This is a genomic window from Vibrio sp. E150_011 (genome assembly GCF_053544015.1).
Genome location: NZ_JBHFOL010000014.1, coordinates 69,064 through 90,088 on the forward strand (window position 1 = coordinate 69,064; position 21,025 = coordinate 90,088).

Consider the following 21,025-nt stretch of genomic DNA (forward strand, 5'->3'; position numbering starts at 1 on the left):
ATGAGCAACCAAAATAACACTGAGAAGCATCTCTACAATCCTCGTTTTCAATGGTCGTTTCTGCATCCGAAACACTGGGGAACTTGGTTAGGCATCTTATTGGCGGTGTTCTTAGCGTTTATTCCTGCAAAGCCTCGCGATCGTTTTGCTCGTTACCTTTCTACATTCATCGTCAAGAAAAATGGCCGCGTGGTTCGCCGTGCTCGAATCAACCTAGAAAAGTGCTTTCCTGAAAAATCGCCACAAGCAATCCAAGATATCGTGGAAGAGACCTTTGCCAAGGCCGCTCAATATCTGTTGGGTTACTCTGAGTTCTTAGTTCGCTCGACCAAACACAACCAGAAACGCGGCGTCATGATTGGTGAAGAAAACCTTTTACCGCTAATCGAAGCAGGAGAGAATGTTATCATTCTCGCGCCACACGCTTGGGCTGTCGATTACCCTGCCGTGATGCTCGCCGCACAAGGGCATAAAGTGACCACCATCATGAAGCCTCAGAACAATCCCATTGGAGATTGGCTCATGCATGTTCAGCGGATGCAATATGGCGGCCGGATTTTTGCTCGTAGTGCTGGCGTCAAACCTTTCGTTCGCTCAATAAAAGATGGCTACATCGGCTATTGGTTACCAGATGAAGATCATGGCCCACAAAACTCCGTCTTTGTGCCCTTCTTCGCCACGGAAAAAGCCACACTAAAAGGTTTTGGTAAGATGTCTCGATTGTCACGAGCAAAAGTAATCCCTGTATTACCTGCTTACAACGACAAAACAAGCCAGTATGAAGTGCACATTCTGCCTGCGATTGAAGATTTTCCGACCGGTGATGAAGAATCCGATGCGAGAGCAATGAACAAAGCCATTGAGGATTTACTCCGAGAAAGACCTGAGCAATACATGTGGAACTTATATCTATTAGAGACACAGCGCGACGGCTCAAGAATCTATCAGTAGTCTGCATTTAATATCAAAAAAGGGCTTACCATATCGGTAAGCCCTTTTTATATTTACATCGGTTCTTGCGTTAAGGCGAGAATCCATTCCATCGTGGCTATTTTTGGCATTGCTCACAAAAGAACGTATTTCGCTGCCCAATCTTTAGTTCTTGAATCACACGGCCACATTGTTTACACGGTTGGCCACCACGTCCATAGACAAGCAACTCTTGCGCAAAGTAACCCGGCTTGCCATCCGTCTGAGAAAAGTCTTTTAGTGTTGTGCCACCTTGGACAATAGCCTGAGCCAATACGGTTTTAATCTCAGCAACGAGGCGGGTCCAATCGGATTTTTTCAAGCGATGAGTCGGCGTTAACGGATGAACGCCCGCCAGAAATAAGGATTCGCTGGCATAAATATTCCCGACGCCGACTACATTAGCATTGGTCATAATAAATGTTTTCACCGCGACACGCTTATTCTTCGCTCGAGTCATCATCCATTCGACAGAAAAATCATCGGTTAATGGCTCTGGTCCGCAGTTGTCTAAAAGCTCATGTGATTCACCGGGCCCACACCACAACCAAGCACCAAAGCGACGAGGGTCGTTGTAACGCATCACCTTGCCACTACTTAACACCAAATCAACGTGATCATGCTTTTCAGCCTCAGGGGGCGTATCCAATACTCGCAAGCTGCCAGACATCCCTAAGTGAATAATGGCCGTCCCTTTAGCCGTATCAATCAATAAGTATTTAGCTCGACGACGAATCGTCAGGATTTTTTCACCATGTAACTGATGAATTTCCTCAGGGATCAACCAGCGTAACTGACGCTGGCGAATGACAATTTTCTGGATGGTTTGGTCAAGTAAATGCGGGCTAATGCCAAGGCGGGATACTTCAACTTCTGGTAACTCAGGCATGATGTTCCTCAGTTTTATTTCGTCACGTAGAGTGGGAGCAGTTCTTGTTCATCAAAACTCACCGCAACCCACTCTTGATTATAGGTTTTCATTAACCAGAACTGATCAAATCGATAGGCCGTGATACGTTGAGGCTCTTCAACCTCTTGATACCATACCTCAATGGTCACAGGGCTCTCCAGTGCAGGTTTCAATTGCTGGAGTGTGGATTCATCGACAATGGTGCCGTGAATCGCTTGCCAGTTAGCCACAAGTTGCGACGCTTGACGGTCAAAGCGCTCGGGAATGCTTCGCCATTGCTCATCCCCCAATACGCTAGATTTGTCATTGATATAAAGCTGCAGACCCGCAGCGTTTATCTCAATCACTGAGTAGCTTGGGTTCAAAATCATGCCAGGTGGTGTGGCATCGTGAGGCAATATCAAATACTGCTTGATCAATGATGGTGCCGCCATCACTCCCATAAAGAGAATAATGGCCGCCATCAATACGCTATTCCAACGTCGTCGAGTCAATTTGAAACGAGATAACATAAATGGCTAGTTCAACTTGTTTCTATCGTTATCATCCTTTCGTTCAAATTCGCCTTCAAACGTATTGTCATCTTTTTCTTGGCGTGAGCCATCAAAAGGACCTCGCTGAAAAGGGTCATTCGAATAAAAACCACCTTGTGGACCGCCACCTTGATGAAAGCCGCCCTGCATAGTGTTGACCACCACTTTACTCATGAGATATTTCGCAATCATAGCTCGAGGTCCAGGTATCAACACGATCATACCCATTGCGTCGGTCATAAACCCTGGCGTCAACAGCAACACCCCAGAGACAGCAAGCATGACACCCTCAACGATTTGTTGCGCAGGCATCTCACCTTGCTGTAAGCGATGTTGTACCGACATTAAGGTTTGTAGCCCTTGGCTGCGCACAAGAGTCGCACCTACAAATGCCGTAATGAGGACGAGCCCTATCGTAGGCCAAAGCCCCAAAAAGCCACCCACTTGAATAAACAAACCAATTTCAATAATCGGCACACAAATAAAGAGTAATAATAATATCGGAAACACAGCGTCCTCCTTGTTTTATTGTCAGTTTACGCGCACATAGAAGCAAACCACAAATAATTCAGTCGCAATGAAGGATCGCAACCACAAAATAGTATTACAAAGTATGTATTTTGTGTCTCGAAAGCGAATAACTTGATACTCATCTCATCCCACATGAATTGATGATGTTTCTGCAAAAATTCGGTTAAAAAGGTGATCCAGCTACTATTTTTATGTGCCACTTTGAGTAATATGTTTCCTATAAATCAGGACGTAAAAATCAGCCAATTATTCTGGCGAATGGATTCTTAAAAACAGATATGGCAAAGACACTGTAATTTAAGCAGAACTATTATCTAAGGATCCATGTATGGCTACTTCTACCCTCGCTCCAAACACAGCGGCTAAAGCCACTCGCCTCGAAGAAGATCTATTAGGTCAACGTCATGTCCCTGCGGACGCTTACTATGGTATCCATACGTTGCGTGCCATTGAAAACTTTAATATCTCGAATGCCACCATTTCTGATGTGCCTGATTTTGTTCGTGGCATGGTGATGACGAAGAAAGCAGCAACGTTAGCAAACCGCGAGTTAGGTGTCTTACCTAAAGATGTCGCTCAGTACCTCATTCAAGCCTGCGATGTCATTCTTGAAACTGGGAAATGTATGGACCAATTCCCATCAGACGTATTTCAAGGTGGCGCTGGCACGTCAGTGAATATGAACACCAATGAAGTCATTGCCAATGTTGCGCTAGAACTTATGGGCAAGGAAAAAGGCCAGTATGAGTTCATCAACCCAAATGACCATGTTAACAAGAGCCAATCCACTAACTGTGCTTACCCTACCGGTTTTCGTATCGCGGTTTACAACAGTGTCCATAAGCTCATGGACTCGATCGAATACCTAAAAGGGGCATTTGAAGCCAAAAGCCAAGAGTTCTCCACCATTCTTAAAATGGGTCGTACTCAACTGCAAGATGCTGTACCGATGACCGTTGGACAAGAGTTCCACGCATGGGCTGTCACGCTTAACGAAGAGATCCGTAATCTTGACTATACCTCTAAGCTTTTACTAGAGGTGAATCTAGGTGCTACCGCTATCGGTACTGGCTTGAATGCCGCCCCAGGTTACCAAGAGTTAGCAGTAAAACACCTTTCAGCGGTTACGGGACTCGAGTGCGTGCCTGCCGAAGACTTGATTGAAGCGACGTCAGATTGCGGCGCTTACGTCATGACACACAGTGCGTTAAAGCGCCTAGCAGTCAAGCTGTCTAAGGTTTGTAATGACCTACGGTTGTTATCTTCTGGCCCTCGCTCAGGACTCAATGAACTCAACCTACCTGAGTTACAAGCTGGCTCTTCAATCATGCCCGCAAAAGTTAACCCAGTGGTTCCAGAAGTGGTTAACCAAGTGTGCTTCAAAGTGTTGGGGAACGACACGACCATTTCCTTTGCTGCCGAAGGCGGACAGTTACAGCTGAATGTTATGGAGCCCGTAATTGCACAAAGCATGTTTGAATCACTAGAGATCCTCAAAAATGCCTGCGTAAACCTGCGCGATAAGTGTGTGGATGGTATTACTGTCAATAAAGAAGTCTGTGAGAGCTATGTTTACAACTCGATTGGCATCGTCACTTACCTCAATCCATACATCGGTCATCACGAGGGTGATATCGTTGGAAAAATCTGCGCAGAAACCGGCAAGAGCGTTAAAGAAGTGGTTCTTGAGCGCGGTCTGTTATCGGAAGAAGAACTTGATGACATTTTCTCGGTAGACAATCTCATGAAACCTCAGTATAAAGCCAAGCGCTACGAATAATCCGCACTCAAGGCTCCCTTATAGGGGGCCTTTTTGCTGGTCATTACGAACACATCACTCTCGATAACACTGACTTAACACAACATAAACGTTCTTATTCAATCTAAGCTGTAGATTGGATCAACGAACCACAATAAGAGGATTTGCTATGATTGCTCTAGAACTGGCCGTGGTACTGCTGTTCATTTATTTGGGCGCACGTATCGGCGGTATTGGTATCGGTTTAGCGGGGGGCGCAGGTGTCATTGCTTTGTCCCTCGTGTTAGGGGTTCCTACCAGCCAATCTTATATTCCTGTCGATGTCATCTTAATCATCATGTCGGTTATTACCGCGATTGCCGCAATGCAGGTCGCTGGTGGTATGGATTGGTTAGTACAAATCGCAGAAAACTTTTTACGCAAACACCCTGAACGAATTACTTTTTATGCCCCTATCGTCACGTTTGTCATGACGCTACTTGCCGGTACCGGTCATACGGCATTCTCAACACTTCCTGTGATTGCAGAAGTAGCCAAAGGCCAAGGCGTTCGTCCGTCTCGACCGCTTTCGATTGCAGTTGTTGCTTCTCAAATTGCTATTACCGCTTCGCCAATCTCTGCTGCAGTCGTTGCCTTCGCTGCCATGCTTGCACCAATGGGTGTCGATTATTTGACCCTGCTTGCGGTTTGTATTCCAACCACCTTTATCGCTTGTATGGTTGGCGCTTTTGTTGCCAACTTTATGGGCAGTGAACTCAAAGATGATCCCGTCTATCAAGAACGTCTTGCTCAAGGTCTTATCAAGCTGAACACCACTCAAAAGCGTGAAATATTACCGACGGCAAAAACCGCCACTTATATCTTCTTAGCCGCCATTGCTTTTGTCGTCTGCTATGCCGCTGCGATCTCAAGCTCTGTCGGCCTCATCGAGAATCCAGCATTGGGACGCAATGAAGCCATCATGACGGTCATGCTTGCCGCCGCTGGTGCCATTACACTGTTTACCAAGATTGATGCATCACAGATTCCCGCGGCAGCGACCTTCCGTTCAGGTATGACCGCTTGTGTCTGCGTGCTCGGTGTCGCATGGTTAGGCTCCACTTTTGTTAATGCTCATGTGGATGAAATTAAAGACTTTGCGGGCGCATTACTGCAAGACTACCCATGGATGCTCGCGTTAGTATTATTCTTCGCGTCGATGCTCCTATATTCTCAAGGTGCCACAACCGTCGCACTTATGCCGGCAGCTCTCGCGATTGGCGTCGCCCCACTGACAGCGGTCGCCTCTTTTGCTGCCGTTAGCGCACTGTTTGTATTGCCGACCTATCCAACACTACTCGCGGCAGTAGAAATGGATGACACGGGTTCGACACGCATTGGCCAGTATGTCTTCAATCATCCGTTCTTCTTACCTGGCGTCGCTACGATCAGCACAGCCGTTGCACTTGGTTTTGCTTTTGGTGGATTGCTCATCGGCTAAGCAAAGGCGAATGTGGTTTTGAAAAACATCAAGAGCTGCGTAATACGTAGCTCTTTTTTTATCCTTCATTTGAAACAAAACTTCCTATCTGCCTGTCTTAGGTTAAGATAACTCTTGATAACCCTAGACATGAACTTGCCAATATTTCCTTATGATACGAATACTTTATAAGCTCATCCTACTTTCTCTTGTCGCCATATCATGGCCAAGCCTTGCTCAATTCGAACAAGACTCAGGTGCGGTATTTTCACCTCAAGCCCCCAATAGCTTTGTTCCAGTTGATCAAGCATTTCCGTTCAATTACTACCAACAAGGGCAACGGGTGTTCATCGATTGGCAAGTCAAAGATGACTATTATTTGTATCAAGATAGGATCAGTATCAGTGGCGATAACGTCACCATAGGCGCTCTTGAAATGGAGGATGGTACGCCATACGAAGACGAATTCTTTGGCAAAGTAAACATCTATACTGAACCGCTCTTCATCCAGGTCCCACTAGAGAAATATCAGCAAGGGGGACAACTGATTGTTCAGTATCAAGGCTGTGCGAAAGCGGGCTTTTGCTACCCACCCGAAACTAGAACCATTACGATAGAGCCATTTAACTTCGATGACTCTGCCGTTGCCCCACAAAGGCCAATCACAACAAGCTCAACAACGATTGATACCACTACGTCATCAAACAATGACCTCACCGATAAGCTCGCTCAAGTATGGTGGGCCCCGGCGCTCTTCTTGTTACTGGGTATTGGTCTTGCGTTTACCCCTTGCGTGTTACCCATGTACCCTATCCTCACCAGCATTGTATTAGGGGGGGGTAAGCGTACACAAAAGCAAGCCCTTGGGCTTTCATTTGTTTACGTTCAAGGCATGGCCTTAACCTATACCTTACTTGGGCTTATTGTTGCCTCTGCTGGCATGCAATTTCAAGCGGCGATGCAACACCCATATGTATTAATTGGGCTCAGCATTCTCTTTGTCGCACTGGCATTATCCATGTTCGGCTTATACACCATACAGTTACCGTCCAGAGCTCAAACTTGGTTAAACGGTATCAGCAATCAACAACAAGGAGGCAACCTCGTCGGTGTCTTTTTGATGGGCGCTATTTCTGGCCTTGTTTGCTCACCATGTACGACCGCGCCACTCTCTGGGGCATTACTTTATGTCGCACAAAGTGGTGACCTCTTAACCGGTGGCATTACCTTGTATGCGTTAGCCTTAGGCATGGGGATCCCACTTATCGCGGCGGCTGTATTTGGCAATAAACTGCTTCCTAAAGCAGGGGCATGGATGGATCGAGTCAAAACCCTCTTTGGATTTGTCCTACTTGCGGCGCCTATTTTCTTACTCGAGCGTATTTTGCCTGAGCTTTGGAGCACAGTACTTTGGTCTGGGTTAGGTATTGCTGCGTTTGGCTGGCTGTATCATCAGAAAAATACCCTCACTTTCGGGGGATGGAAACAAAGCTTTGTCGGCATTGTGGCCATACTTGGCCTTTTTGCCTCTGCGCAACCCGCCTTACAGTATTGGTTTGGAGAGTCTTTGCATACTCGCTCAGAAGCACAAGTTTCATTTACTCGAGTAAGTAACGTAGCAGAACTAAATCAAGCTCTTGAGCAAGCCAAACTGGTTGGCAAGCCTGTCATGCTCGATTTCTACGCTGACTGGTGCGTCGCTTGCAAAGAGTTTGAAAAATACACCTTCCATGACCCATCGGTTGAGCCTGTATTAAAAGGGTTTGTCTTACTGCAAGCCGACGTCACTAAAAATCAACCACAGGACATTGAATTGCTAAAAGCAATGAATGTACTAGGGCTTCCAACCATTGAATTTTGGGACTCTAAAGGGCAAGCTCAACCCAGCGCCCGACTCACAGGCTTTGTTCCGGCCGAGGATTTCTTACAACACCTGAGAAAAAGCCAACTAACTCAATAAAAAATTCGATTCGCATCAGAGTTTTGCATTGAGTTAATTGTTTGCTATCTCAAGAGCATCAATAATAGTGTTAACATTTTTGTAAAATATCGAGATAACATGGAACCGACGTACACCATCATTATCGCTGACGATCATCCACTGTTTAGAAATGCACTATTTCAATCGGTGCACATGGCGATAAGTGGTGCCAATTTATTGGAAGCCGATTCCCTCTCCTCTTTACTCAGCTTGCTCGAGAAAAGTGAAGAACCCGATCTGATATTGCTCGATCTCAAGATGCCCGGAGCAAACGGTATGTCCGGTCTGATTCAGCTTAGAGCGGATCACCCAGATATTCCTATTGTGGTGATTTCTGCAAGTGAAGAAGCCAGTATCGTCTCTCAAGTTAAGATACATGGGGCCTTTGGTTTCATTCCCAAATCAAGTGATATGAAAGCGCTAATCGGTGCCTTAAACCAAGTCCTTGAGGGAGAACCTTACTTTCCGCCTGAATTGCTTTCCGATGACTCGGTTTATAGTGATCTGGCTGAAAAAATCTCGACCCTAACCCCTCAACAATACAAGGTTCTTGGCATGCTGTCAGATGGCCTACTCAACAAGCAAATTGCTTATGATTTGAATGTTTCTGAGGCGACGATCAAGGCCCATATGACTGCCATATTTAGAAAGTTAGGGGTAAAAAATCGAACTCAGGCGGTTATTTTACTTAATGACGCTAGTGAATAAATTAACTCGATAGCCCTGCAAGGGTTATCGAGTTATTCATAAATCGTTTTCGACAATCACACCCTAACGCACAATATAATCATGACTCGTCCAATGTTTCAGGCAAACAAAGTCCTAATTTAGTGACGCTATTCTCTTCAATTGCCGCCACCACCCACTGCAATCCATGCCATTCAAAACTGTCACCTAACACGGGTTGAGCGCCGAGCTCTTTTTCCACTAGGCTTTTCAATGTCATATCTTCATCAACGTCATCAAAATCTAGGCCATAAAAAGTCGATACATCGGATAACCTAGCAGTAGCATCCAAAAAGAAGTCACCAAAGAATCGTGCCAAACTTTCATCTTCTGGCGCGTCACTAAACAAGGCACTTAACGCGTCTAAGTCTTTATCTTGAGCCAAAACACACAGCGTATCGTCCGCTCGTAATACCGTACTTCCTGATGGATGTAGGAGCTGGTTATCTCTAAATAGTGCCGCGATACGAGTACCTTTCGGCATCTTTAATTTACGTAATGGTTCACCTACACACCACTTTTCCAGTTTCAGTTTATAAATAAACAGTTCCCACTCACTTGTCGGAAATATTTCGACACCGGAGCGAGACATAGGCTCAGGTTTAGGTGGTAATTCGACCTTAGCTAAGGCTGCGGCCTTCATTAACGTGCCGCCTTGTACCACCAACGAAACCAACACCACAAAGAACGCAATGTTGAAATACAATTGGGCATTAGGAAGCCCCGCCATCATAGGGTACACCGCGAGGATAATAGGCACCGCGCCTCTTAGCCCAATCCATGAGATAAACCATTTCTCACGAGCACCAAAACTCTTAAACAGAGACAAGCCTAACCAGACGGAGATTGGCCTTGCAAAAAAGATCATACCAAACGCTAATGCAAAGCCAGGGAGCATAATTTCAATCAGGCTGGATGGGGTCACCAATAAACCGAGTACCAAAAACATCACGATTTGGCTAAGCCAAGTCATGCCATCCAATACGCTCAATATGGAATGACGAGAACGAGTCGGTTTATTACCCAGTAATAACCCCACCAGATAAATCGACAGAATACCGCTACCACCAAGTTGGTTTGCGAGCGCAAGTAGCGCAACGCCGCCACTGATCACTAATATCGAATACAACCCTTCGTGCAACTGTGTTCGATTAACCAGCTTCCAAAGCAACCAACCACCAGCCAAACCGATGAAGATACCAATACCAAATTGCATCAGAAAACTCTTAACCAGGAACGTTGCCCCCAAGTCAGAGCCTGAACTACCAAGAACCGCAATCAATGTAACGGTCAGGAATACAGCCATAGGGTCATTGGTTCCAGACTCAATCTCAAGAGTCGCACCAACACGTTCATTGAGTTGACGCCCTTTCAGTAAAGAGAAAACGGCCGCAGCATCTGTTGACCCCACGATAGCGCCGACCAAGATGCCTTGTAAGAGTTCGAGGTCAAACAACCACATCGCCATCAAACCAGTAAGCGTGGTGGTACAAGCGACACCAAGCGTTGCCATTGTAATCGACGGCCAAAAAGCAACGCGAAAACTAGCAACTCGGGTACGCATCCCGCCATCCAGCAAAATGACAGCCAGTGCTAGATTGCTCACTAGGTAGGTTATCGAATAGTCGTCAAAATAAATACCACCTGGGCCATCTTCTCCAGCCAGCATCCCGATGCCTAAAAACATGACGAGAATCGGGACACCTAGCTTTGCTGACACCTGGCTAAAGACCACGCTCAATGCCACAAGAACGGCGCCCGTTAAAAAAAGGCTATTAATCGAATCTGCGTCCACTCATTCCTCTCCACAATGCTTGTAACTTATTACTAACACGGCAATTAAAACATAATTGTTCACGTTCAACTTCGTTAATTTACAAGGCACTTGTGTATTAATGTGTACTTAATTGACCTATCACCGCTTGTTGATACTGTTAAATATTAGACCTTTGGCTAATTTAACAGCAAATTAACATCACACTTTTTGCATGCAAAGACATAACACACTGTTAGTTAATGCATTTATAGCTTTCACTGCTCGACTAAAGTTGCACAGAGTTCTAGTCAAGACCCTGCTACCTTATTAAGCGTAACATTACGTTAACACCACTTAATAAGGAGATGGCCATGGCGTTCGAATCATCGGAACATGCGCAAGCCTACTGGAAAGAAAATTTGGGAATCATGGGTACACTGCTCACGGTTTGGTTTGTCGTATCTTACGGCGCCGGCATTTTATTTGTTGATGCCCTCAATACCATTCAATTTGGCGGTTTTAAACTCGGGTTTTGGTTTGCTCAGCAAGGTTCGATTTATACCTTCGTGGCGCTGATATTTATTTACGTTGCTCGCATGAATGCGCTCGACAAAAAATACAACGTACAAGAAGACTAGAGGCTAGAACATGGATATTCAAACTTGGACGTTTATTCTCGTCGGTATTACCTTCGCATTGTATATCGGCATCGCTATCTGGGCTCGTGCGGGTTCAACCAGTGAGTTTTACGTGGCGGGTGGTGGTGTACACCCTGTTGCTAACGGCATGGCGACAGCCGCAGACTGGATGTCGGCAGCATCGTTTATTTCAATGGCGGGTATTATTTCCTTCGTCGGTTACGACGGCGCGGTTTACCTTATGGGTTGGACCGGAGGTTATGTACTTCTTGCGCTATGTTTAGCACCTTACCTTCGCAAATTTGGGCAGTTTACGGTTCCCGATTTTATTGGTGAGCGTTATTACTCAAGAACCGCACGTATGGTTGCCGTCTTTTGTGCGATCTTCGTATCGTTCACTTACGTCGCAGGCCAGATGCGTGGTGTTGGTGTCGTATTCTCTCGTTTCTTAGAGGTCGACATTAACCTCGGCATCATTATCGGTATGGGTATTGTGTTCTTCTACGCGGTACTAGGTGGCATGAAAGGCATCACTTATACACAGGTAGCTCAATTCTGTGTTCTCATTTTCGCTTTCCTTGTCCCTGCAATTTTCACCTCTATCATGATGACAGGTAACCCACTTCCACAGGTTGGTATGGGCTCCACACTTACCGGAACGGATGTTTATCTACTTGATAAACTTGATGGATTAACTGAAGAGCTCGGGTTTACCGCCTATACCGAAGGCAACAAGAGCATGGTGGATGTGTTCTTCATCTGTGCCGCTCTAATGGTAGGTACTGCCGGTCTTCCTCACGTCATCATTCGCTTCTTCACAGTGCCACGTGTACGTGATGCTCGTATCTCGGCAGGTTGGGCACTTCTGTTCATCTCATTGCTGTACACAACTGCACCTGGGGTTGCCGCATTTGCTCGCGTTAACATGATTGAGACCATCAACGGTCCCGACATGAAAGGGGTTCCTGCCGCTGAAGCACCGAGTTGGTATCAAAACTGGGAAAGCACAGGCCTAGTCGGCTGGGAAGATAAAAACGGCGACGGTAAGATGTTCTACTCGGGTGACGAACGCAACGAAATGAAGATCAACCGCGATATTATCGTACTGGCTTCTCCTGAGTTGGCAAAATTACCTAACTGGGTGGTTGCATTGCTTGCAGCGGGTGGCCTAGCGGCTGCACTGTCAACGGCTGCGGGTCTATTATTAGTAATCTCTACCTCTATCTCTCATGATTTACTGAAGAAAGGCTTCAGACCAAACATGACCGATAAGCAAGAGCTACTCGCCGCTCGTATTGCAGCAATGGTCGCGATTGTCGGGGCGGGGTACTTAGGTATAAACCCTCCTGGGTTCGTTGCACAAGTGGTTGCTTTTGCCTTTGGTCTAGCCGCTGCCTCTTTCTTCCCTGCCATCATCTTGGGTATTTTCTACAAGAAGATGAATAAGGAAGGAGCCATTGCCGGTATGTTGACGGGTATTGCCTTCACTGCAAGCTACATCATTTACTTCAAATTCATTAACCCAGCAGCAAGCTCACCTGAAAACTGGTGGTTTGGAATCAGCCCTGAAGGGATTGGTACACTGGGTATGTGTCTAAACTTTGTTGTATCCATTGTGGTCAATAAATTTACCGCTGAAGTACCAAATGACGTACAAGAAATGGTTGAGTCTATTCGTTACCCGAAAGGCGCAGGCGAAGCTCACGACCATTAATCAACTGACAAACAATAACAACGTTACTATAAAGTTGGCTTAACAACGAAAAAGACCGATGTTTGCACATCGGTCTTTCTTATTTCACCATTAAGCCATTAAGCCATTAAGCCATTAAGCCCAAAATAGCCTATGAACGCTCTTTATAAGAGTATTCTACGTCGACAACAGCGCGATACTTAATTTCGCCACGATTTTCCGCGAATTCTTGAACCGTTATCTGTGCATCATCAACCTTCACACTATTTCGAAGTAAGTCACCTTCATGCACTCGAAGCTTGTACACCAAGTCCGTTGATGGCATCGCCTTCAGATCTTCTACAATTTGAAAACCAGCATCGTATGCTTGCTGTTTCGAACTAAAACCATCGGAGTGCAAATCAATATCACCCACGAGTGATGTTGTCGTCGCCATTGCTGCTGAAGAAAGAAGTAAAGACGCGGTGATTAATGTTAATTTTTTCATGATGACACCTCATTGTTTTATCGGTATTGCACTCTCTGAATCGCCATCGCTATAAGCATGTCGCTAATAACGATGCGACCAACAACGTTGAGGGCTGTCCCGTGTATTTGACATTTACTTACCGAAGTTCAGCTGAACTTCAAAAATAGAGCGCGGAATAGCAGTCAGTATGTTCTATTCATACCCTTCACTTTAATAAGCAGACTGCATTCTTTGCTTAAAAATACGACACATTCCTAAGATAAGACCTCTCGGAGCTTAACTATCTTTCGCGTCATATTCGTAGTTTACGTTCACTGAAGCTCGGTATTTAATAACACCTTGTTTTTCAGCGTATTCTTGAACAGAAATTTCTGTGTTTTTTAATTCAATATCTTGAATGTTTTCACTGTGCCCATTCAACTTTAATTGGTGTGCTAAAGCCCCATTGGTCATTTCATTGAGTTCATCAACCAACTGATAACCAGCTTCATAGGCTTGTTGCTTACTCTGAAAACTTTCTGTTTCAAGTTTGGTATTACCGATATCGCTTCCTGCGAATACACTTCCAGACATAAGAGCGATAGACGCTACCATTATTAGTTTTTTCATATATTCACCTTTCCAACTGACTTGTTTGAAGAGGAGTCTATCGTAACGCTCCATCTGTAAAGAGTCTGTCAAGCAAGGTAAATGAAGTGTTATATAAGGTAAAGTAATGGCAAGCTTAATAACATAATCGTGACACTTATGCTTCCCATCACTTTCATCTGACTAAGGACGATTCAGCATCGCTCTTAATTTGAGGGGCTTCACTGGTTTGGGTAAAAAGCTGAAGCCATTAGATTTGATACCTTCGAGCATGGTTTCCGTGCGGTCGGCACTGATGATCACGCCTTTAAATGAATCGCCAAGTCTCAATCGGCACTGCTGGAGAACCTCTAACCCCGTCCTACCATTATCTAAACGGTAATCCGAAAAGATAACATCAGGTTGCCAGTCATCTTCTAGATGCTTAAGGCTACTAACCAAATCTAAGGCTGTTTTGACGTCACACCCCCAGCGCGCCAGTAGGGTCTCCATACCCACTAAAATGTCTGGTTCATTATCAACACACAATATCTTAAGGTGCTGCAATGCCTCATTATGGGTGGATGGGATAGGTTTCAAAATAGATTCAACCACGCTCGCCTTATCAAGCGTGATTGAAAAAACACTTCCTTGGTCTTGCCAGGACTGCATTGATATTTGATGATTAAGCACACGAGCGATCCCTCTTGATATCGCCAAACCTAAACCTAAACCTTGATCAGCGCGAGCTTGATCAACTCGAGAGAACTCATCAAAAATCTCTTTTTGTTTATCTTCAGGAATACCAATGCCATCATCCCACACATCAATCCTGACACGCCCATTAACGCGCCTCGCCCCTAATACCACTTTACCTTCTGGATTATAGCGAAAAGCATTCGTCAAAAAGTTTTGTAATACCCGACGTAACAACTTAGGGTCGGAACGTACAATGAGACTTGAAGAGACCACCGAAAAGCGAATATTTTGCCCGACCGATATTGCACTAAACTCAGCCTCTAATGTGTCAAAAACCTCAGACAAGGCAAAGCCACGCATTTTGGTTTGTAGCTTTCCTGACTCTAAGCGAGAAATATCCAGCAGATCACCAATTAATTCTTCTGCCGCACCCAGTGCACTTTCTATGTGTGACGATAACTTTTTAGTTTCATTATCTTTACTCACCTCCGACAATGAGGAGGCAAACAAACGCGCCGCATTAAGGGGCTGCATTAGATCATGACTCACTGCCGCTAGGAAACGCATTTTAGAATGTGATTCTGTTTCAGATTTCTGTGTCGCTAACACCAGTCGTGTATTGAGTTTTTCTAACTCTTTTGTCCGCTCAACAACCCTAACTTCTAGCCGCTCATTCGCATCTCTTAGTGCATTTTCAGCCTCTCGAAAGACGGTAATATCGGTAAAGCTCATCACAAACCCTCCGCCAGGCATTGGGTTTCCTTGCACCTCAATGACGCTACCATCGGCTCTAATTCTTGAAGACGTATGGGGTGAGCCCTGCTCTAAATGATAGATCCGTCGACGCACATGCTCATTGGGATCACCAGGGCCACATAACCCTTGTTCTGCATTGTGCTGAATCACATCAGCAATGGGTCGCCCCACCTGAATCAAACCTGGGGGAAAGGTGAATAACTCCAGATAGCGACGATTCCATGCCACCAGCCTAAGCTGCTTATCCACCACCGCAATACCCTGCCCAATATGTTCAATCGCGCCTTGCAACAAGCCGCGACTAAAGTGGTAAAGCTCAGAAGCCTCATCAACGATGGTCGCCACTTCTTCCAACTGCATATTTCGCCCCTGCAGTGCAGAGGTCAGCACGAGCTTAGCCGAAGAAGCACCAAATACCCCTGCCAACACTCGCTCCGTGTGGCGAATTAATTCTGCCGATGCTTGTTGATTGGGCAGCCCATCTTGTTGCTGTTGTCGCCAGAATTGTCGATACGCGCTGCGCACCCGCGTGCGACCGACAAATCGAGAGGCCAACATCTCTAGCTCAGCCACCGTAACGCGGCTTTGATAGAGACTGATATTCTCACTCTCAGGCAAGGGGGTGCCAACGAATGATGCGGACTGTAAGCGCTCAGTTAGGCTCGCGCGTGTCGATAATGACACGGCAACAAAACATATGGCATTAAGAACCACGCTGATCAGCATACCCCAATCCGAGTTAGCAATATCGAGCGATGCGAACATTTCTGGGGGCGTAATCACCCATATCAACAGGTTATTTTGTGCATCACCGGCCAGCAACCCGGTCTCTCCCATTAATGTAATCAACCAAATTGTAAAACCAACCAACAAGCCGACATACACGCCTTTACGATTACCCAAGCGCCAGTACAACCCACCGATAAGCGCTGGAGCAAATTGAGTAATTGCCGAGAAAGATAAAAAGCCAATCGCAGAGAGGGAATGAATACTATCCAGAGCTTGATAAAACAGCCACGCTCCAAGCAGCAACAAACAAATCAAGGCTCGACGAATAATCAGTAACAAGCCAGAAAGGTGACGATGAGAACGATGGGCAAGCTTAATTCGACGTAATAACAGCGGCATCACCAAGTCATTCGAGACCATAATTGCCAGCGCAATTGTCGATACAATGACCATGCCACTTGCCGCAGAAGTACCACCAAGAAAGGCCAATAACGCAATATGGTCGGCATCAGCAAACTTAGGAATACTGATCACATACGTATCAGGTGACGCCCCCATTAATAGCCCTTGGCCAACCCAAGCAATGGGCAAAACAAATAGCCCCATCAAGATAAGGTACACAGGGAATAACCAGCGAGCAGTATGAAGATCTTGAGCACGCTCGTTCTCAACCACCATAGTATGAAATTGCCTTGGTAGACAGATAATAGCCATCATGGTCAGAGCGGTATGAATCAGCAGCGTTGCGATATTGGGTGATTGATAAGTACTCGCCGCCAACTCAGACAACTGAATATCGGGTCTTTCCCAAGCAAGATAAAGGATAAAAAAGCCGACCACTAAAAAAGCGAACAGCTTAACGATAGATTCAAACGCTACGGCCATCATCATGCCACGATGATGCTCTGTATTATCGACATGGCGCGTACCAAACAGCATGGTAAAGACCGCCAGAGCACCGACGACAAACCACGAAATATGAGTATCTTGATAACCAAGGTCGGTAGCTAAAGTCGGCGCAACAACATCCAGCCCCATCGTGATGCCACGCAGTTGTAGTGCAATATAAGGCAAGATGCCCGCGACAGCGATGAGGGTCACCGCCACCGCTAGGCCTTGAGATTTTCCGTATCGAGCCGCGATAAAATCGGCTATGGAGGTGATGTGCTCACGCTTGGCTATCAACACAAGACGAGCAATCAATCGCCACCCTAAGGTAAACACCAAAATAGGGGCAATATAAATCGGCAAGAATGACCAAGGATTATTACTCGCTTGCCCAACGGTTCCGTAGAAAGTCCAAGAGGTACAGTAAACCGCAATCGAAAGGCTATAGACCCAAGGCCGCCACTTAGATAACCATTTTTTTTGCCTATCTCCATACCATGCGATGAGAAATAACACCCCAAGGTATGCCAGCGAGACCGGAACTACTATCCATCCTTGCATCGATCATATCCCTTAAACACTGTCAGTACTTAAAACGCCACTCGCATTTTAAAACCATTGCCATTATTTAAAGGGCTATAACCCAATAACTCAAACGCTTAGCGTCATTTCTGTGGTTCAGGCTGAGAAATATCCTTGATGTATTCATTGGGTTTACCACTCGGCTCGACTTTAATAAAGAGCGCAAGCACCCCCATCACTGCCATTCCCCAAAAAATATTTGCCCCCCACTGCTCGTAACCCCAACCACTTACGGCCATCATCAACGCAATAAAAGCACCAAGTGGAATCGCATTATAAAGTGACTGTAGTGCCACCATCTTATTGGGTTCAGATTTTTGGATATATTGAATAGCGGCAATATGAGCAATGCCAAATGTCACACCATGTAATAGCTGAATAATGACGAGCGCAGGCAATGCAATAGTTGATGCAGTTAAGCTCCAACGAATAATCACACCAATCGATGAGATCACAAACAACGTACGCAGTGACCAGCCAGCAAACCATTTTTTGCTAAAAGCAAACAGCATGACTTCAGAAACGACACCAAGACTCCACAGATAACCGATCACACTCTCAGGGTGCCCTGCTTCTTTCCAATAAATGGAACTAAAGCTGTAATACGCAGCATGACTGCCTTGAATCAGGGCAATCAGCACGAGAAAACGAATGACGTTCCGGTCACAAAGCAGGGCTTTTAGGCTTGGCCGCTCCATCGAATGCGAGCCTTCGCTCGCTGGTGGCGTCATCGGTGTTCTCATCACCAGCAGCATGGACAACACAAACCCTGCCAGCGCCGTGTAAACGATCATATTAGCGCCAAACTGCGAGGCCAAATACCCGACAACCGAGGAACCAACAATAAAGGCTATCGATCCCCAAAGACGAGTACGACCATAGTCCAATATGCCACGGCTAGCATAGTGATTGGCCATTGCGTCAGACAAAGGCACCACTGGGCCAAAGCTTAAATTAAACAAGACGGTGACCAGGGCAAGCAGCACAAAACTTGGCCCAGCGGCAAGATGTAATGCAATGAATATTGTACAAGCGAGCGTCGCCCAACGAAGCGCGGGCAGTAACCGCTCAACCTGATGAATTCTTGGTGTGATCAATAGATTGGCGACACACCGAGTCGCAAAGCCCAATCCCATCAACATACCGACATCTGTTGCAGAAACGCCTTGATCTTCAAACCATAGCGCCCAAAACGGTAAATAAACACCATAGGAAAAGAAGAAACCAAAAAGATACTGGGACACCCAGGCAAAAGGGGAAGGGTTCAACATAACAACAACCTAAAAAGAAAAGATAAATTCGCACATGCCCTAGTCTTTCGAGCAATCGCACACATTATGCAATGACATGACCTTCCAAAAAAGGGAATTGTTACGAGAAATAAATTACCTCCAATTGCACGATGCCACATTACGTAGCCTTATAATGGCAACATGACGACAGCGTCAAATATCGAGACGACATTCGACTAAAGTCGTCTGGAGGTTAGCCAAATAGTTGTCAGACTAAAGGCATGGTAGGACAACACAGAGAACGCCGATGCCTGATAAATTTAATATGTCATTACCCCCGTTCGATCGGTTATCTGAGCGCGAGCAATCTCAATTGCGTGCATCTCTAGATGTGGCCTACTTTCGGGAAAAAGACGTTTTACTCAAAAGCAACCAAACCAGCCCTCACCTATTTATCCTCATTAAAGGCGCGGTTGAAGAACGCGATAACAATAGCCATGAGATTTACGCTCACTACACTTATGATGACATGTTTGATGTCAGAGCTCAGTTTGGCGATCCGGTGAAACACCACTATGTCGCATTGGAAGACACATTAACCTACCTATTACCGACCGACGTTTTTCTCTCCTTATACCAAGCCAATGGCCAATTTGCAGCGTATTTCGATAGTAACCTAGCGACAAGGCAACAACTGGTAGAGGATGCTCAAAAACAGCAAAATCTCGCAGAGTTCATTCTTACTCAAGTCGATGAAGACATTTATCATCCGGCATTAATTATTCACTCAGATCGTACGATTACCGATGTCACACAACAGTTACTTGCGCAAGGTGTTGATGCGGCCTTAGTCGAATTGAAAAAGGATGATCCAAGAAGACATGAACATCACTCAGCACTGCCTTACGGTATCGTCACCCGCACCAATATGCTTCACGCAGTGGTGCTTGAGCACTTGCCATGTGATACCCCCATCAGCGACATCGCCACTTTCCCTGTTCATCACGTAGAAAAAGAAGACTTTCTCTTTAATGCCATGGTGACCATGACCCGACAGCGTGTTAAGCGCCTGATGGTTTGTGACGGCGCTCTCCCTGTTGGTATGCTCGACATGACTCAAATTCTCAGCACGTTTTCAACTCATTCTCACGTGCTATCACTCAGTATTGCTCGCTCAAATAGCATTGAAGAGCTTGCCCTAGCGTCAACAAAACAACAGCAATTAGTCGACAGCTTAATGAGTAACGGCATTCGCACACGATTCATGATGGAGCTCATTTCCGCCGTCAATGAACAAATCATTGAAAAAGCGTTCGAACTCGTTTTACCACCTGCGATACAGAATCATTGCTGCTTCATCGTACTAGGTTCTGAAGGGCGTGGAGAGCAGATACTAAAAACCGACCAAGACAACGCCCTGATCTTAGATGACGGCCTTGATTGGCCCGCCCAGCAAACTGTACTGGAGACACTGAGCCACACACTGGCTCGCCTTGGATACCCCTTGTGCCCCGGTAAGGTAATGGTCAGCAATAATAAATGGGTGAAAAGCATCAGTGAGTGGCATACATACCTTAATCAACTCATTTCAAAAGCGACACCAGATAGCATCATGGAACTGGCCATATTGGCTGACGCGCGAGCGGTGGCTGGCAACCTTGACCTTTTAACACCGATTAGTGTCTCGCTAAGAAAACAAATGAAGGGGCAAGAACTCATTCTTGCTGACTTTGCCCGCCCCGCTCTTACCTTTGGTGTACCACTCACCTTGTTTGGTAATGTAAAAACATCCAAAGAGGGGTTGGATATTAAACAAGGCGGCATTTTTCCTATTGTTCACGGTGTACGGGCTCTCAGCCTGGAATACGGTTTAGAAGCAACGAACACCTTTGACCGCATTGACCAACTCGTTAAACATCGCGTGTTAGAAACGTCAACCGCTGACAACCTTTCAGAAGCACTCAAACAGTTCTTTAAGTTACGACTGCAACAGCAACTCCGTAACCACCATACACACAATGCGATACAACTGGATGGGTTAGAGCGCCCTGAACGTGATTTATTGCGTCACGGATTGCATGTGGTTAAAAAATTCAAGCAATGGCTAGGGTACCACTACCAAATTCGCTTATAACGGCGCAACGCGCT

16 protein-coding genes are annotated in these 21,025 nt (G+C 45.8%); 8 read left to right on the top strand and 8 right to left on the bottom strand.

The features are described from left to right. Positions 1-951, top strand: a complete 951-nt coding sequence (gene lpxM, locus ACE1OE_RS18405; RefSeq protein WP_102471177.1) for a lauroyl-Kdo(2)-lipid IV(A) myristoyltransferase — start codon at positions 1-3, stop codon at positions 949-951. 97 nt (positions 952-1,048) lie between these two features. Here lpxM and mutM read toward each other — a convergent pair whose 3' ends face one another. Genes mutM through ACE1OE_RS18420 form a run of 3 tightly spaced genes read right to left on the bottom strand, consistent with a single transcriptional unit; the run spans position 1,049 to position 2,922 of the window. Then, positions 1,049-1,858: a bifunctional DNA-formamidopyrimidine glycosylase/DNA-(apurinic or apyrimidinic site) lyase gene (mutM, locus tag ACE1OE_RS18410; RefSeq protein ID WP_449211906.1), complete on the bottom strand. Its 810-nt coding sequence runs from the start codon at positions 1,856-1,858 to the stop codon at positions 1,049-1,051. A gap of 14 nt (positions 1,859-1,872) precedes the next feature. Next, entirely contained in the window at positions 1,873-2,391 is a 519-nt protein-coding gene (locus ACE1OE_RS18415; RefSeq protein ID WP_449211907.1) for a hypothetical protein, read from the bottom strand. Between the two features lie 6 nt (positions 2,392-2,397). Further along, positions 2,398-2,922, bottom strand: a complete 525-nt coding sequence (locus tag ACE1OE_RS18420) for an FxsA family protein (protein WP_102471180.1) — start codon at positions 2,920-2,922, stop codon at positions 2,398-2,400. Positions 2,923-3,271: 349 nt separating this feature from the next. Here ACE1OE_RS18420 and aspA point away from each other — a divergent pair, with 349 nt between their 5' ends. The 4 genes from aspA to ACE1OE_RS18440 all read left to right on the top strand — a co-directional run bounded on the left by aspA (position 3,272) and on the right by ACE1OE_RS18440 (position 8,850). Then, positions 3,272-4,723, top strand: coding sequence for an aspartate ammonia-lyase (gene aspA, locus ACE1OE_RS18425; RefSeq protein WP_449211908.1), 1,452 nt, complete (start codon positions 3,272-3,274; stop codon positions 4,721-4,723). A gap of 148 nt (positions 4,724-4,871) precedes the next feature. Then, a complete protein-coding gene (locus ACE1OE_RS18430) occupies positions 4,872-6,182 on the top strand; it encodes an anaerobic C4-dicarboxylate transporter (protein ID WP_372062934.1) in 1,311 nt (436 codons plus the stop codon). A 154-nt stretch (positions 6,183-6,336) separates the two neighbouring features. After that, positions 6,337-8,121 carry a protein-disulfide reductase DsbD gene (locus ACE1OE_RS18435; RefSeq protein WP_449211931.1) on the top strand — a complete coding sequence of 595 codons (1,785 nt, stop codon included), beginning with the start codon at positions 6,337-6,339 and terminating at the stop codon, positions 8,119-8,121. A 99-nt stretch (positions 8,122-8,220) separates the two neighbouring features. Beyond that, positions 8,221-8,850, top strand: a complete 630-nt coding sequence (locus tag ACE1OE_RS18440; protein ID WP_449211909.1) for a response regulator — start codon at positions 8,221-8,223, stop codon at positions 8,848-8,850. 79 nt (positions 8,851-8,929) lie between these two features. On the opposite strand, the gene ACE1OE_RS18445 is transcribed toward ACE1OE_RS18440, so the two are convergent. After that, positions 8,930-10,663 (bottom strand): potassium/proton antiporter, encoded by a 1,734-nt coding sequence (locus ACE1OE_RS18445; RefSeq protein ID WP_372062935.1) that lies wholly within the window; start codon positions 10,661-10,663, stop codon positions 8,930-8,932. Positions 10,664-10,995: 332 nt separating this feature from the next. Here ACE1OE_RS18445 and ACE1OE_RS18450 point away from each other — a divergent pair, with 332 nt between their 5' ends. Both ACE1OE_RS18450 and ACE1OE_RS18455 read left to right on the top strand, forming a co-directional pair. Beyond that, entirely contained in the window at positions 10,996-11,262 is a 267-nt protein-coding gene (locus ACE1OE_RS18450) for a DUF4212 domain-containing protein (RefSeq protein WP_102471186.1), read from the top strand. Between the two features lie 10 nt (positions 11,263-11,272). Continuing rightward, positions 11,273-12,976: a sodium:solute symporter family protein gene (locus ACE1OE_RS18455; RefSeq protein WP_102471187.1), complete on the top strand. Its 1,704-nt coding sequence runs from the start codon at positions 11,273-11,275 to the stop codon at positions 12,974-12,976. Positions 12,977-13,106: 130 nt separating this feature from the next. Here the strand turns inward: ACE1OE_RS18455 and ACE1OE_RS18460 are convergent, their stop codons facing one another. The 4 genes from ACE1OE_RS18460 to ACE1OE_RS18475 all read right to left on the bottom strand — a co-directional run bounded on the left by ACE1OE_RS18460 (position 13,107) and on the right by ACE1OE_RS18475 (position 18,916). Then, positions 13,107-13,442, bottom strand: a complete 336-nt coding sequence (locus ACE1OE_RS18460) for a DUF3316 domain-containing protein (RefSeq protein ID WP_102468226.1) — start codon at positions 13,440-13,442, stop codon at positions 13,107-13,109. Positions 13,443-13,700: 258 nt separating this feature from the next. After that, complete coding sequence (locus tag ACE1OE_RS18465) at positions 13,701-14,033, bottom strand: DUF3316 domain-containing protein (RefSeq protein WP_372062937.1); 333 nt, start codon at positions 14,031-14,033, stop codon at positions 13,701-13,703. Between the two features lie 162 nt (positions 14,034-14,195). Then, positions 14,196-17,624 (bottom strand): hybrid sensor histidine kinase/response regulator, encoded by a 3,429-nt coding sequence (locus ACE1OE_RS18470; protein WP_372062938.1) that lies wholly within the window; start codon positions 17,622-17,624, stop codon positions 14,196-14,198. Positions 17,625-17,728: 104 nt separating this feature from the next. After that, entirely contained in the window at positions 17,729-18,916 is a 1,188-nt protein-coding gene (locus ACE1OE_RS18475; RefSeq protein ID WP_449211910.1) for a 3-phenylpropionate MFS transporter, read from the bottom strand. Between the two features lie 268 nt (positions 18,917-19,184). Between ACE1OE_RS18475 and ACE1OE_RS18480 the strand changes: the two genes are divergently transcribed. Beyond that, on the top strand, positions 19,185-21,011 hold the full coding sequence (locus tag ACE1OE_RS18480; RefSeq protein WP_449211911.1) for a putative nucleotidyltransferase substrate binding domain-containing protein: 1,827 nt from the start codon (positions 19,185-19,187) through the stop codon (positions 21,009-21,011). Positions 21,012-21,025 lie beyond the last annotated feature (14 nt).

Bases quoted from the DNA above. Each gene is read 5' to 3' on its own strand.
- lpxM (WP_102471177.1), top strand. From the start codon at position 1: ATGAGCAACCAAAATAACACTGAGAAGCATCTCTACAATCCTCGTTTT.
- mutM (WP_449211906.1), bottom strand. From the start codon at position 1,858: ATGCCTGAGTTACCAGAAGTTGAAGTATCCCGCCTTGGCATTAGCCCG.
- ACE1OE_RS18415 (WP_449211907.1), bottom strand. From the start codon at position 2,391: ATGTTATCTCGTTTCAAATTGACTCGACGACGTTGGAATAGCGTATTG.
- aspA (WP_449211908.1), top strand. From the start codon at position 3,272: ATGGCTACTTCTACCCTCGCTCCAAACACAGCGGCTAAAGCCACTCGC.
- ACE1OE_RS18430 (WP_372062934.1), top strand. From the start codon at position 4,872: ATGATTGCTCTAGAACTGGCCGTGGTACTGCTGTTCATTTATTTGGGC.
- ACE1OE_RS18440 (WP_449211909.1), top strand. From the start codon at position 8,221: ATGGAACCGACGTACACCATCATTATCGCTGACGATCATCCACTGTTT.
- ACE1OE_RS18450 (WP_102471186.1), top strand. From the start codon at position 10,996: ATGGCGTTCGAATCATCGGAACATGCGCAAGCCTACTGGAAAGAAAAT.
- ACE1OE_RS18455 (WP_102471187.1), top strand. From the start codon at position 11,273: ATGGATATTCAAACTTGGACGTTTATTCTCGTCGGTATTACCTTCGCA.
- ACE1OE_RS18460 (WP_102468226.1), bottom strand. From the start codon at position 13,442: ATGAAAAAATTAACATTAATCACCGCGTCTTTACTTCTTTCTTCAGCA.
- ACE1OE_RS18465 (WP_372062937.1), bottom strand. From the start codon at position 14,033: ATGAAAAAACTAATAATGGTAGCGTCTATCGCTCTTATGTCTGGAAGT.
- ACE1OE_RS18470 (WP_372062938.1), bottom strand. From the start codon at position 17,624: ATGCAAGGATGGATAGTAGTTCCGGTCTCGCTGGCATACCTTGGGGTG.
- ACE1OE_RS18475 (WP_449211910.1), bottom strand. From the start codon at position 18,916: ATGTTGAACCCTTCCCCTTTTGCCTGGGTGTCCCAGTATCTTTTTGGT.
- ACE1OE_RS18480 (WP_449211911.1), top strand. From the start codon at position 19,185: ATGCCTGATAAATTTAATATGTCATTACCCCCGTTCGATCGGTTATCT.